Raw genomic sequence first — 13,337 nt, 5'->3', positions numbered from 1 at the left:
GTAATTTCGCGGCTGGTTTTAAAAAAAACACCCGAATGAAACGTATAAATCAATATAAAAAGATGTTTTCTGTAGAGAATTCTATAGATCTTAAGTCGTTAAAAACTAGCTACAGGAAGCTGGTTAAAGAATGGCACCCAGATAAGTTTCAGGAAGGAGACGCAAAACGTGAAGAAGCAGAAATAAAAAGTAGAGAAATTATAGATGGTTACCATTTTCTTGTAAGTATAGCTCCAGAAACAAAAGTAGCTAATGCAGAAGAGTATAAAGCTTTGACAACTGCTTCTGGTATTTTAGACTTTCAACACAAGGGTCAGCTTTTAGAAATTACTTTTTTAGACGGTACTACTTATGAGTATTTTGGTGTTCCAAAAAAAATATACATTAAAATGATTAACTCAGACAAGATTTATCGTTTTGCAAAACGCAACATATTTGAGTCTTATATGTACCGTAAATCTAAAAAAACAATGCAAGAAGCATAGTAACTTATATGTTTAAGTTGTAGTAGTTAAATTGTTGTTTTTGTAATATATAAAGTTAAAAAAACAATTTTTATTGTGTTTGTTATACATTAAAAAGCCCGTAAACTAATTTGTTTACGGGCTTTTATATTTAGGTGTAAAATACCTTGTTTACTTATTTAATTCTGCAACTAATTTTTCTGCAACTAACTCAGACGAAGCCGGGTTTTGACCTGTAATTAAATTACCGTCTTGTATTGCATATGCAGCCCAATCTTCTTTTTTAGAGTAAATACCACCATTTTCTTTTAACATATCTTCAACTAAAAATGGTACTACATCTGTAAGTTGTACAGCTTCCTCTTCAGAATTTGTAAATCCTGTTACTTTTTTACCTTTTACTAGTGGGTTACCATCTACATCTTTAACACCTTTTAAAGCAGCAGGAGCATGACAAACAAATGCCACTGGTTTTTTCTGTGCATTAAATTTTTCAATTAATGCAATAGATTTTTCATCGTTGGCTAAATCCCATAAAGGACCGTGACCACCAGGATAAAATACAGCATCAAAATCATCTGCATTCATATCTGCTAAAACCTTAGTGTTTGCAATTTTAGCTTTTGCATCTGCATCGTTATTAAAACGCTCTGTGTCTTCTGTAGCTGCATCAGGAGAATCACTACTTGGATCTATTGGAGCAGCACCACCTTTTGGTGTAGCTATAGTAATTTCTGCGCCTTTATCTAATAAATTGTAATACGGATTAGCAAATTCCTCTACCCAAAATCCTGTTTTTTTACCAGTGTCTCCTAACTTATCGTGTGATGTTAAAACAAATAATACTTTCATTTTTTTATCTTTTTTTAATTCTGTTTTTTCTTCTAAAACTTTTTCAGAAGATTGTTTTTCTTTTTTGTTATTGCAAGCTGTAACTGTTAATATAACAAGTGCAATAACTGTTGTTTTAATTAAATTCATTTTAGCAATTTAGTATGCCATTTTTACAATTTTTTCTGCATCTTCTGGCAATAATGCTTGGCGCTCACCTAATTTCCAGCCACGTTCTGTAAAACGTTTGGCTATTTCTTCTGCAGTACCTTCATAATCTTTTGTATAGTCAGATAATTTAGTATCTATACCTAATTGGTGAAAGAATGCCTCAGTTTTTTCTATAGCAGCATAAGCTTTATCATCAATACTACCTTCCGTTACATTCCAAACACGCTCTGCATACTGTGCTAACTTTTCCTTTTTAGCTTCAAAATTGTATTTGTAATGACTAGGTGTAACTACTGCTAATGTACGTGCGTGGTCTATACCAAACAAGGCTGTTAACTCGTGCCCCATCATATGTATTGCCCAGTCTCCAGGAACTCCTTGTTGTATTAAGCCGTTTAAAGCCATTGTACAACTCCACATAAAGTTAGATGTAGCTTCATAATTTGTTGGGTCTTCTACTACAGTAGGCGCAACCTCTACTAATGTTTGTAAAATACTTTCTGCAAAACGATCTTGTAAAAGTCCGCCTGCTGGGTAGGTCATATACTGCTCTAAAACGTGTGTAAAAGCATCTGTAATACCGTTTGCTAATTGGCGCTTAGGAATAGATGTAATTACTTGTGGGTCTAGTATAGAAAAAGTAGGGAACAATGCTGGTCCGCCCATAGATAGTTTTTCTTTGGTTTCTTCTCTAGACACTACCAAACCTGAATTCATTTCAGAACCTGTAGCTGGTAACGTTAGTACTGTTCCAAAAGGTAAACCTTTGTTAGGGCGCTCTTTGTTTTTTAGCATTTCCCAAGGCTCTTCACCTTCATACAAAGCCGCAGCAGATAAAAATTTGGTACCATCTATTACAGAACCGCCACCAACAGCTAATAAATATGTTACATTTTCCTCTTTAATAACTTTTAGTGCTTCCATAAGTACATTGTACTCAGGATTTGCAGGAATACCACCAAACTCAATCATATCTACTTTAGCTAAAGCAGTTTTTACTTGGTCATATATTCCGTTTTTTTTGATACTACCACCACCGTAAAGCATTAAAACTTTAGCGTCTGCAGGTATTTCTGAAGTTAATTTTTCAATTGTATTTTTCCCAAAAATTATTTTAGTTGGGTTTTTGTATTCAAAATTGTTCATTTTCTTTGTGTTTTTAGGTTGATAAAAATTCTATCTCTTAGATTTTCACAATCATTTTCCCTTTGTTTTTACCATCAAACAGATCTATAAAGGCAGTAGGGATATTTTCAAACCCTTCTACAATAGTTTCTGTGTAGGTTAACTTGTCTTGTGCCAGCCAAGTTGATAATTCTTTCATTGCTTCTGGGAATTTATCGGCATAATTAGAAACAATAAAACCTTGCATTAGTGCACTATTCTTAACCAAAAATGGTTGTACACTTATACTTTTAGGCAATTCTGTGTTATTGTAAACAGATATTGCACCACATATTATAATTCTTGCAAACTTATTAATGTTAAATAAGACAGCGTCAGATATTGGTCCGCCTACATTATCAAAATAAACATCAACTCCATTTGGCGCAGCTTCTGCAATTGCAGCAGTCATATTTTCAGTAGTATTGTAATTAATACCAGCATCAAAACCAAATTTAGATTTTAGCATTTCTACCTTTTCATCTGTACCTGCAATACCAATTACATTAAGTCCAAGAATTTTTCCTATTTGACCAACAACGCTACCAACAGCACCAGCTGCGCCAGATACAACAAGTGTTTCACCTGCTTTAGGTTTTCCAATTTCTGTTAATCCTAAATAAGCAGTTAAGCCCGTCATACCTAAAATGCCTAAATATGCACTTAATGGAGCTTTAGATTTGTCTACTTTTAAAAGGCCTTCTCCTGTAGATACTTGTTGTGTTTTCCAGTCTAACATACCAGAAACAAAATCACCCTCTGCAAAACTTTCATTTTTAGAAGCTATTACTTTTGCAATAACACCAGAATGTATAGGTTTATTTAACTCAAAAGGAGGAACATAAGATTTAGCATCGCTCATTCTTCCTCTTAAATAAGGATCTACAGAAACATAAGTGGTTTCTAATAGTATTTCGCCATCATTAATGCTAATGTCAGATTCATCCTTTACAAATTCAAAATCTGAAACTACTGGCCTTCCAACAGGTCTGTTTTTTAATAAAATTGTCTGAATCATAATTTTGTTTTTATTCAATTACTGTTACTAAATCTTCAGTACTCTTACGCACTTTTACTAAATTTACTAACCAATCTTCATCTGCTTTTCTGTATCCTAAAGGCAATAAAACGGCGCTGCGTAACCCTTTTTCTCTTAAACCTAAAATTTCATCAACAGCAGCAGGATCAAAACCTTCTAACGGAGTTGAATCTACTTTTTCATAAGCAGCAGCCATAATTGCATGTGCAAAAGCAATGTAAGCTTGTTTGGCAGCGTGGTTAAAATTTTCTTCTGCATCTCTTTGTGGGTACATATCTAACAGCATTTTTCTGTAGTTTTCCCAACCTTCGTTTTTAAAACCACGAATTTCATTTGTCAAATCGAACATATAGTTAATACGCTCTGGAGTGTATGTATCCCAAGCAGCAAAAACTAGTAGGTGAGAGCAGTCTGTTATTACAGATTGGTTCCAAGCTATTGGCTTAATTTTTTCTTTTATTTCTTGGTTTTTTACTACTAAAATTTCAAAAGGTTGTAAACCACTAGAAGTAGGAGCCAAGCGAGCAGCTTCTATAATTCTATCAATTTTATCTTCAGCTACTTTTTCGCCATTCATTGCTTTAGCAGCGTATCTCCAATTTAGTTTATCTAATAACTCCATTATAATTTATGTTTATTAATTTGTTTTTTAAGCTTTTATACTGTTCCAAGCAGCTAAATAAGCCTCTTGTATATGTTTTTTGTTAAGGGTAATTGCTCCTCTTTTTTGTGATATTATTAAAAAAGATAAAGGAATAATTGTGTAAGCGTACATTAAATAGTCTGATAATTGGTTTAAAACACCCTCTTTTCTACCACGTTCCCAGAGATCTAATAATGTCTGAAAATGTTTTATTCCTTCTTCTCTGCTAGGTTCATCAATCATAGGTGTATTATCACACTGAGCTAAAAACATAGCTTCTTCACAATTTTTAAACTTAAAATCTGCAATTCTGTTCCAAATAATTTTAAACCCTTCTTCTACAGACATTTCTTCCTTATAGGTTTTAAAGGCATATTCTGTAAATTTTTCTTTAACCTCTATGTATGTCTTGTTCACCAAGTCTTGTTTATTTTCAAAATACAAGTAAATAGTAGCAGGCGATACATTGGCCATTTTGGCAATTTTAGACATAGGTGTTGCATGAAAACCATTGTTATTAACCAACTCTATGGTTGCTTTAACAAGGGCATTACGCTTATCTATGCTTTTCTGTAATTTAGCCATAACTTTTATTTTCTGATACAAAGATATATAAAAATGAATGTTCATTCTTTTTTTTAACGATATTTAATATCATCTTAACAAAAACGTTAATTAAGAGCCTTATATGTTAATGGGTGTTACAGCACCTAGTGTAAGGTTGTCTAAAGTAATATTGTGTATGCGTACACGCACCAAACGTAGGGTAGGGAAACCAACGGCAGCAGTCATTTTACGTACTTGTCTAAATTTACCTTCGGTTATGCAAATACTAATCCAGCTATTAGGTCTGTGTCTGCCTAACCTAATTTTAGTGCTTGGTTCTGGTAATTTTTTTGGAGTTTCTATGTGTTTTACAATACAAGTTTTTGTTGTGTAAGTAGTACCATTTAATCCTATTACTACTCCTTTTTCTAATTTATGTAAAGCTTCATTAGTTATTACGCCATCTAACTGTGCGTAGTATTCTTTTTCTATACCTGCTCTGTTAATTGTATCACTTAATTTGCCATCTGTAGTTAAAAGTAGTAGTCCTTCAGATTTTTCATCCAAACGACCAATGGGCATTATACCTTGTGGAAAATTATAAAATTCAGATAAAAACTTTTTTTTGACTTGATTATTGTCATTACTAGCCAACTGACTAAGTACACCATATGGTTTGTACATTTTATAATGAATATGTTGGCTATTAGGCATAAAAAAAGATGTTGTAATTGCAAAAATAGAAAGAAAAACAGAACTGCTCTACTGTTTTAAGTTCTATAAATATTAAGACAATTTTAAGAGGTTAGAGACAGGAACAAAAGTATCTTTATATCCAATTAAAAAAAACTATTATTAATGAAAAAAATATATACTGTAGCCCTTGTTACTATTTTGTTTGCCGCTTGTAAAGATGGTAAAACAAATACAGAAACAACTACCAAAAACACTATGAACACAACAGAAAACCCATTATTAGTGGCAAGTAAACTACCTTACGGAGCACCAGACTTTACGCTAATTAAAAACGAACATTTTAAGCCTGCTTTAAAGCAAGGTATTGCTGCGCAAAAAGCTGCTGTAGAGAAAATAGTAAGCAATACAGAAGCTGCTACTTTTGATAATACTATTTTAGAATTAGAAAAGAGTGGAACACTATTGCAAAGTGTACAAAATGTTTTTTATGGCCTTACAGGCGCACATACTAATGACGATTTGCAAGCGGTACAAGAAGAAATGGCACCTAAATTCTCTGAGTTGCAAGATGGTATTTACTTAAATGACAAATTATTTAAGCGTGTAAAAGAATTATATGTTAAAAAAGATAGCTTGGTTCTAGATCCAGAATCTTATAAATTATTAGAAACTTATTTTGAAGCGTTTGAAAAAGCAGGTGCAAACTTAAGCGCAGCTGATAAAGAAAAACTAAAAACGTACAATACTAAATTAGCTACATTAACCACTGCGTTTAATAAAACACTATTAGCAGCTAATAATGATGGAGCTTTAGTTTTTGTGAATAAAGAAGATTTAGCAGGTTTAACAGAATCTCAATTAAAATCTTTAGAGAATAAAGACGGAGAGGGATGGAAAATTCCGCTACTAAATACTACGCAACAACCGTTATTGCAAAGTTTAGAAAACAGAGCTACTAGAGAAAAAATATTTATGGCTGCTTTTAACAGAGCAGATGGTACTAAAAATGATACTAAAGACATTATTACTAAGATAGCAGAACTAAGAGCTAAAAAAGGAGCTTTATTAGGCTTTAAAAATTATGCTGAGTGGAGTTTACAAGGTACTATGGCAGAAAAACCAGAAAATGTATTTACGATGTTTAATGGTTTAATACCTGCAGCTACTACTAAAGCAAAAAATGAAGCAGAAGAAATACAAAAAATGATTGCCAAAAATGGTGAAGATTTTACTTTGGCAGCTTGGGACTGGAACCGTTATGCAGAAATGGTAAAAAAAGAAAAATACGATTTAGACGAAAGTGCTATTAAACCTTATTTTGAGATTAAAACAGTTTTGGAAAAAGGTGTTTTTTATGCCGCAGAAAAATTATATGGTATAACATTTAAAGAACGAAAAGACATTCCAACTTACCATAAAGATGTTATGGTGTATGAGCTATTTGAAGAAAATGGAGACCAACTGGGCTTATTTTACGCAGATTATTTTGCCAGACCAAGTAAAAGGGGTGGTGCGTGGATGAGTAATTTTGTAACACAGTCTCACTTATACAATAATAAACCAGTAATATATAATGTGTGTAATTACCCAAAACCAGCAGAAGGTGATGAAGCCTTACTAACTTATGATGAAGTTAGTACTATGTTTCATGAATTTGGACACGCATTACACGGCTTTTTTGCAAACCAAGAGTACCCTTCTTTATCTGGTACTGCGGTTGCTAGAGATTTTGTAGAGTTCCCTTCTCAGTTTAACGAAAATTGGGCTTTATATCCAGATGTTTTAAAAAACTACGCACTACATTACAAAACAGGAGAGCAAATACCACAAGCTTTAATAGATAAGATTAAAAAAGCAGGTACATTTAATCAAGGTTATAGCTTAACAGAGAATTTAGCAGCTTCTAATTTAGATATGAAATGGCATACTATTAGTCCAGATTTTACAATATCTAGTGCCAGTGCTTTTGAAAAAGATGCGCTACACAATACAAAACTAGATGTAGTAAGTGCTGTGCCACCACGTTACAGATCTACTTATTTTGCTCATATTTTTGGAAGTGGTTATGCTGCCGGATATTACTCTTACTTATGGACAGAGATGTTACACCATGATGCATACAATTGGTTTGAAAACAATGGTGGTTTAACTCGTGAAAATGGGCAACGTTTTAGAGATATGGTACTGTCTAGAGGCAATACTGTAGATTTAGAGGCTATGTATAAGAACTGGAGAGGTAGTGATCCTAAAATAGAACCTATGTTAAAAGCACGTGGTTTAAAATAATGTGCTTTAAAAAATATATTACTAAATATAAAGGAGCCTCGTAAGGCTCCTTTTTTATTTTTAGTGTAATAGATTTGGCATTGTTTTTAAAGTACTGTATTTGTACTATAAACTTAGTATTTAGCGAAATCCTTTTCGTGGTTTTAACATATTTTAAAGGTTTATTTTCTCAATTTTCAATGCCTATTTTTTACATTTACCTTAACCAACTAATCTAAAAACTTGCAAAACTCAATAAAAACATATAATAAAATTTCATCTGGGTTAGATTTAAAAATAGAACCTTTTGATAGTACCAAAAGGTATACAAAACCACATAAGCACAACAAGTATTTAGAGATTGTTTATTTTACCCAAGGTACTGGCTACCATCACATAGATTTTAAAAGTTATAAAATAGAACCTCCCGTATTTTTTTTAATAAAAAAGGATCAGGTTCATAATTGGGAAATAGATACTGAACCCAAAGGTTACGTTATAATTATTAAAGAATTATTTTTAGAAAAAACGCTAGATAAATTTATAAATACACAGTTGCACAAACTTAAAAACAGTTCTAAACTTAAAATTAAAGAGGTAAACAGCTCTTTAGAGTACTTGTTTAAAGCTATGAGTTTAGAAATGAAGCAAGATATTGTTAACCAGGAAGTTGTAGAGGGTGGTTTAAAGTCTATTTTAGCTAAGTTGGTTGGCTACACAAATACAAATTTTGTTACAGATTACACAAGTTTGAGTTCTGGTTTTTTAGATTTACTATCTACTCAATTAAAAAATAATGTAGCTTTTTACGCCACCCAATTGCATACTACTTCTCAGAACTTAAATGCAATGTGCAATAAGGTTTTTGGTAAAACAGCATCAGATGTAATAGCAGAGCATATTATAAAAGAAATAAAAAGGCAGCTGCTATTTACAAACAAATCTGTAAGTGATATAGCTTATGATTTAGAGTTTAAAGATACATCACACTTTACAAAATATTTTAAACGTTATGTGTTGCAAACACCTTTGCAATTTAAAAAAGCTGCTAATACATAAATTAGACCATTATTTTGTTAATAACACCATTCTTACGCTAAAACAACTACTACTTTAGCTTTCAATAAAAATAATAGTATTATGAAAATGAAAACGCTTTTTTTACTGATGTTTTTCTGTTTTATTGGGCAAAACCTTATGGCTCAAATAACCGGTAAAGTAATAGATGCAAGCACCAACCAAGCCCTAGAATATGCTACAGTTGCATTGTACAAAAAACAAGATTCTGTTTTAGTTACTGGTGTTATAACAGAGTTAGATGGTTCTTTTAAAATACCAAACATAAAAGCTGGTAGATATTATTTAGAAGCGTCTTTTTTAGGGTATACAACTAAAACTATTAGCCCTGTATTGCTATCTAAAAAAGGAGAAGAACTGAGTTTGGGAGCTATACAATTGACTTTAGGTAACCAATTAAACGAAGTTGTAGTGCAAGCAGAGCGTTTAGCGGTTGTACATAAAATAGACCGTCAGGTTTTTGACACTAAAAAATACCAAAATAGTGAAGGTGGTTCTGCAGTAGATGTTGTAAAAAACTTACCATCTGTAACTTTAAATGGTCAAGGAGAAATAAGTGTTAGAGGTAGCCAAGGTTTTTCGGTACTTGTAAACGGTAAACCAACACAAGGAGATGCTAGTGCTATTTTGGCTCAATTACCTGCAAATGCGTTAGAGTCTGTAGAACTTATTACTGCTCCGTCTTCTAAATACGACCCTGAGGGTAAAGGCGGAATTTTAAATATTATAACTAAAAAAGGAGCTATAAATGGTACCTATGCACAGCTTAATGTACGTGGTGGTTTTCCGTCTATAGAGGAATACAATACAAAAGAAGCAGCACAACGTTACGGAATAGATGCAACATTAAACAAGCGAACAGACAAATGGAATTTTTCTTTAGGCGCTAGTTACCAACGTAATGATAAAACCGGTAGGAGAGAAGGAGATATGTACATTGTTAATGAAGCTGAAAATAAAATGACTTTTTTACCTTCTGATGGTGAGCGTAGTTTTGATGAAGTAAGTTATAACGGAAGATTTAATGTAGATTACACACCTAACAAAAATAATAGTTATTCGGTTGGTTTTTTTGCAGGAAAACATACCAAAGATAGACTGGCAGATATTGTTTATTATGACAACCACGCAATAGCACCAATAGAAAGTGACTCTAGGTTGTATACTTTTACATATTACAACCATAACCTTAGAACAAGAAAAGGTGATTTTGCATTGGGTAGTTTTGATTATGAACATAAGTTTACTAATGAGTCTAAATTAGCGGCATCTATTTTGTATGAATATACATTTTTAGGAGGACCAACGGAGAATGACAACCTTGGTTATCCAGACAATAATATTGTTTACCAGCAAGAATATAATACTAATGATAACCCGTTATATGGTACACGTTTTAATTTAGATTATACTTTTAAACCTTTTACATTTGGAACAGTTGAAACAGGTTATCAATACAGAAATTTAGACCATACAGGTGAATTTGTATACCAAAGAGATGGTGTTTTGGTACCAGAGTTTTCTAGTGATGTTAGTTTAAATAGAACTATACACTCTGGCTACGCACAATTAACAGGAGCTGATAAAAAATGGGATTATGCAGCTGGTTTACGTATAGAGTCTATGGATAGAGAATATGAAGAATCTTTAAAAAGTGAAATTTCTCCTAATAGTTATAAGTATGATTTTGTAAAGCTTTTTCCGTCTGCATCTTTACAATATAAAATTAATGATAAAACAAAACTAAAAACAGCTTATAGTAAAAGGGTAGAGCGTACAACAACTTTTAAAATGAATAGTTTTGCAGAAAGAGAACACTCTGAAGTTTTTGAACAAGGAGACAATAAATTAGAGCCAGAGTTTATAGATTTAGTAGAAGTAGGAATAACAAAAAAGTTGAAGCAAGGAAATTCTTTTTTTGCTACAGCCTATTACAGAGGTGTAGAAAATGTAATAAATAGAGTTAATGTGCTTGCATACCAAGAAAATGGAGCTGTAATAGATACTATTATAAACCGTGTGTATTCTAATGTAGGTAAAAGCAACTCTTATGGTTTAGAAATTGGAGCTACAATAAAACCAACTGAAAACTGGACAAATTTTATTGGAGCAAATGTTTATAGTTATAAAATTAATGGTGTTTTAAACTTTAACCACAGAGATGGTGTTGCACGTACTTACGGTATAAATAGTAAGGCTACTATATACTCTGTAAATCTTAACTCTACTTACAATTTTTGGCAAAATGCAAGTGCACAGTTCTCTTTTAATTATTTATCTGATAGAAATACTGCAATGGGAGAAGACTCTAGGTTTTATTCTCCAAATCTTACGCTTAGAAAATCGTTTTTAGATAATAAATTAACAGCCACGTTACAATGGCAAAATATAGATATGGGCTTATTAAACACTAATGAGCAACGTATTACAACGTCTAGACCTGGTAAATTTTATACTACAACAAATTACAGGTATGAGGTAGATATGGTGTCATTAAATTTATCATATACATTTAATGCAACTAAAAATAAATCTAAATTTATTGATAGTGAATTTGGAAAACGAGAGTTTTAATTAATCTGTTAGATTTGTAAATTAAAAGCCTAGTTAATGTTTGTATAACTGGGCTTTTGCTTTTAGCTAAAATAGCTCTTTCTTTACTTTGTCATAATAACTGTCACTTACTGGTATGTTTATACTAGATAGTAGTAAATCTCTGCCTTTAAGACTTGTAACTTTACTTTTGTTTACAATAAAAGACCTGTGTACACGCATAAATAAATTTGGATCTAAGGTTTTTTCTAAAGATTTTAATGTCTGGTGACTCATTATCTTTTTACCATCTTCTAAATAAAAATTAACGTACTCACTATCACTTTCTATATGCGTAATGTGCTGTAATTGTATTTTATGCAAGTCATAACCAGATTTAATAGTTATAGTAGTATTATTAGTATACTTATTAGGGCTTTCTGTTGTTTCAAGTTTATTTACAGCTTGTAAAAAACGTTCAAAAGTTATAGGTTTTAATAAATAATCTAGAGCGTTTAACTCATAGCCTTGCAAAGCATACTCAGAATAAGCAGTTGTAAAAATTATTTTAGTAGTAGCGGGTATCATTTTAGCAAAATCTGTTCCCTTTAAATTAGGCATTTGTATGTCTAAAAAAATAAGGTCAATTGTATTTGCTTTTAGTGTTTGTATAGCGTCAATAGGGTTTTCGTAATCAGCAACAAGCTCTAGGTAATCTAATTTACTAATATAGCTAGTTAATAAGCCTCTAGCTAGTTCTTCATCATCAATAATAATACATTTATACATTTTGCTGTAAATTTAATTCAACTTTAAAAATACCATCAGTTTTAGAAATAGCTAATGTATGTTTATTAGGGTAAAGTATTTCTAGTCTCTTTTTTACATTATCTAAGCCTATACCTCCTACATTATCTTTTAAAATATCTTTAGTGGCTATGCTATTTTCTACTTTAAAATTAATGTTACCATTGTCTGCCGTTAATTTAATAGTAATAAATGTAGCATTAAATTGTTCTATATTACTATGTTTAATGGCATTTTCTACAAATGGTATAAGTAACATTGGGGCAATTTGTATACTACTATCTTTTACGTTAAATGTAGTGTTTATAGGGTATTTTTTACTGCTTTTTAAGGTGAAAAGTTTTATGTAGTTCTCTATATATTCAATTTCTTTAGAGAGGAGTACAAAAGGTCTCTCGCACTCATATAAAACATACCTTAGCATTGTAGATAAATAACTTATGCTTTCTTGGGTTTTAGCAGTATCTATAGCAGATAACGCATAAATGTTATTTAAAGCATTAAACAAAAAATGCGGATTTATTTGTGACTTTAAAAGTTTTAATTCTGTTTCTAAATTTTCATTTTTACTAATAATTATTTCTTCTTCCTTTTTTTTAGTATACACAATAAACTCTATTACAGTAGCTAAAATATATGCAATAAATAAAAGTAATATTTGTGTAAACTGCCTAGACGGTGGCCTTGGTATGTTTTCCCTATTTATATTAGGTAATTCTGCAGCCTGTGGTATTCTTGGTAAAGGCAAAGGACGTTCTGGAGGGAGTAACACAGACATTAGAGCTATAAAAATACCCAGAGCTATTACAGATATTATAACAAATTGTAAATGTTTTTTAGGGAATAAAAACTTTGGAGCAGTATAAAAAATTAATAATGCTATTAATACTATTTGTCCTAAAAAAGAAAATAAGTTTTGCTCTATAAAATTTGTAGCCCAAGCTTGTTGTGACCATAAAACAAACCACAAAGCAAACCATAAAATGGATTGAGAAATAAATCTAATTGTTGTATTCATACTGCAAATAAATGAAAATAAAAATCAATGTATGTTTAAAAAACAGCCTATTTACCCAGTGTAAAATAGATTTGGCAGAATATA

Annotated in this window: 12 protein-coding genes; 4 read left to right on the top strand and 8 right to left on the bottom strand. The window is 31.6% G+C overall.

What is annotated here, in order from left to right:
* The first annotated feature begins 35 nt into the window (after positions 1-35).
* The gene (locus KLA_RS03130) at positions 36-485 is read left to right on the top strand and encodes a KTSC domain-containing protein (protein ID WP_034643718.1); all 450 of its coding nucleotides are present in this window, start codon (positions 36-38) and stop codon (positions 483-485) included.
* Between the two features lie 150 nt (positions 486-635).
* Here KLA_RS03130 and KLA_RS03125 read toward each other — a convergent pair whose 3' ends face one another.
* The 6 genes from KLA_RS03125 to KLA_RS03100 all read right to left on the bottom strand — a co-directional run bounded on the left by KLA_RS03125 (position 636) and on the right by KLA_RS03100 (position 5,572).
* On the bottom strand, positions 636-1,445 hold the full coding sequence (locus KLA_RS03125) for a type 1 glutamine amidotransferase domain-containing protein (protein WP_198036582.1): 810 nt from the start codon (positions 1,443-1,445) through the stop codon (positions 636-638).
* Positions 1,446-1,454: 9 nt separating this feature from the next.
* Positions 1,455-2,612: an iron-containing alcohol dehydrogenase gene (locus KLA_RS03120; protein ID WP_034643716.1), complete on the bottom strand. Its 1,158-nt coding sequence runs from the start codon at positions 2,610-2,612 to the stop codon at positions 1,455-1,457.
* 37 nt (positions 2,613-2,649) lie between these two features.
* Complete coding sequence (locus tag KLA_RS03115) at positions 2,650-3,648, bottom strand: NADP-dependent oxidoreductase (protein WP_034643714.1); 999 nt, start codon at positions 3,646-3,648, stop codon at positions 2,650-2,652.
* 10 nt (positions 3,649-3,658) lie between these two features.
* Positions 3,659-4,291 (bottom strand): nitroreductase family protein, encoded by a 633-nt coding sequence (locus tag KLA_RS03110; RefSeq protein ID WP_034643712.1) that lies wholly within the window; start codon positions 4,289-4,291, stop codon positions 3,659-3,661.
* 27 nt (positions 4,292-4,318) lie between these two features.
* Positions 4,319-4,897 carry a TetR/AcrR family transcriptional regulator gene (locus tag KLA_RS03105; protein WP_034643971.1) on the bottom strand — a complete coding sequence of 193 codons (579 nt, stop codon included), beginning with the start codon at positions 4,895-4,897 and terminating at the stop codon, positions 4,319-4,321.
* A gap of 99 nt (positions 4,898-4,996) precedes the next feature.
* Positions 4,997-5,572: a pseudouridine synthase gene (locus tag KLA_RS03100; RefSeq protein WP_034643708.1), complete on the bottom strand. Its 576-nt coding sequence runs from the start codon at positions 5,570-5,572 to the stop codon at positions 4,997-4,999.
* A 144-nt stretch (positions 5,573-5,716) separates the two neighbouring features.
* Here KLA_RS03100 and KLA_RS03095 point away from each other — a divergent pair, with 144 nt between their 5' ends.
* From KLA_RS03095 to KLA_RS03085, 3 genes are all read left to right on the top strand, one after another.
* The gene (locus KLA_RS03095) at positions 5,717-7,840 is read left to right on the top strand and encodes a M3 family metallopeptidase (protein WP_034643707.1); all 2,124 of its coding nucleotides are present in this window, start codon (positions 5,717-5,719) and stop codon (positions 7,838-7,840) included.
* Positions 7,841-8,062: 222 nt separating this feature from the next.
* Positions 8,063-8,878 (top strand): AraC family transcriptional regulator, encoded by an 816-nt coding sequence (locus KLA_RS03090; protein WP_034643705.1) that lies wholly within the window; start codon positions 8,063-8,065, stop codon positions 8,876-8,878.
* A gap of 81 nt (positions 8,879-8,959) precedes the next feature.
* On the top strand, positions 8,960-11,470 hold the full coding sequence (locus KLA_RS03085; protein WP_152536821.1) for an outer membrane beta-barrel protein: 2,511 nt from the start codon (positions 8,960-8,962) through the stop codon (positions 11,468-11,470).
* A gap of 66 nt (positions 11,471-11,536) precedes the next feature.
* Here the strand turns inward: KLA_RS03085 and KLA_RS03080 are convergent, their stop codons facing one another.
* Both KLA_RS03080 and KLA_RS03075 read right to left on the bottom strand, forming a co-directional pair.
* Positions 11,537-12,217 (bottom strand): LytR/AlgR family response regulator transcription factor, encoded by a 681-nt coding sequence (locus KLA_RS03080; protein ID WP_034643703.1) that lies wholly within the window; start codon positions 12,215-12,217, stop codon positions 11,537-11,539.
* The gene (locus KLA_RS03075) at positions 12,210-13,253 is read right to left on the bottom strand and encodes a sensor histidine kinase (RefSeq protein WP_034643700.1); all 1,044 of its coding nucleotides are present in this window, start codon (positions 13,251-13,253) and stop codon (positions 12,210-12,212) included. The genes KLA_RS03080 and KLA_RS03075 overlap by 8 nt, the downstream gene beginning before the upstream one ends.
* Positions 13,254-13,337 lie beyond the last annotated feature (84 nt).

It is taken from the genome of Cellulophaga geojensis KL-A, assembly GCF_000568425.1.
GTDB classification, from domain to species: domain Bacteria; phylum Bacteroidota; class Bacteroidia; order Flavobacteriales; family Flavobacteriaceae; genus Cellulophaga; species Cellulophaga lytica.
Note: the sequence above shows the minus strand (reverse complement) of the source record. Positions and strands in the feature narration are given on the sequence as shown.

Coding starts and splice junctions, on each gene's coding strand:
- KLA_RS03120 (WP_034643716.1), bottom strand. CDS start 2,612: ATGAACAATTTTGAATACAAAAACCCAACTAAAATAATTTTTGGGAAA.
- KLA_RS03085 (WP_152536821.1), top strand. CDS start 8,960: ATGAAAATGAAAACGCTTTTTTTACTGATGTTTTTCTGTTTTATTGGG.
- KLA_RS03080 (WP_034643703.1), bottom strand. CDS start 12,217: ATGTATAAATGTATTATTATTGATGATGAAGAACTAGCTAGAGGCTTA.
- KLA_RS03110 (WP_034643712.1), bottom strand. CDS start 4,291: ATGGAGTTATTAGATAAACTAAATTGGAGATACGCTGCTAAAGCAATG.
- KLA_RS03130 (WP_034643718.1), top strand. CDS start 36: ATGAAACGTATAAATCAATATAAAAAGATGTTTTCTGTAGAGAATTCT.
- KLA_RS03125 (WP_198036582.1), bottom strand. CDS start 1,445: ATGAATTTAATTAAAACAACAGTTATTGCACTTGTTATATTAACAGTT.
- KLA_RS03105 (WP_034643971.1), bottom strand. CDS start 4,897: ATGGCTAAATTACAGAAAAGCATAGATAAGCGTAATGCCCTTGTTAAA.
- KLA_RS03100 (WP_034643708.1), bottom strand. CDS start 5,572: ATGCCTAATAGCCAACATATTCATTATAAAATGTACAAACCATATGGT.
- KLA_RS03095 (WP_034643707.1), top strand. CDS start 5,717: ATGAAAAAAATATATACTGTAGCCCTTGTTACTATTTTGTTTGCCGCT.
- KLA_RS03075 (WP_034643700.1), bottom strand. CDS start 13,253: ATGAATACAACAATTAGATTTATTTCTCAATCCATTTTATGGTTTGCT.
- KLA_RS03115 (WP_034643714.1), bottom strand. CDS start 3,648: ATGATTCAGACAATTTTATTAAAAAACAGACCTGTTGGAAGGCCAGTA.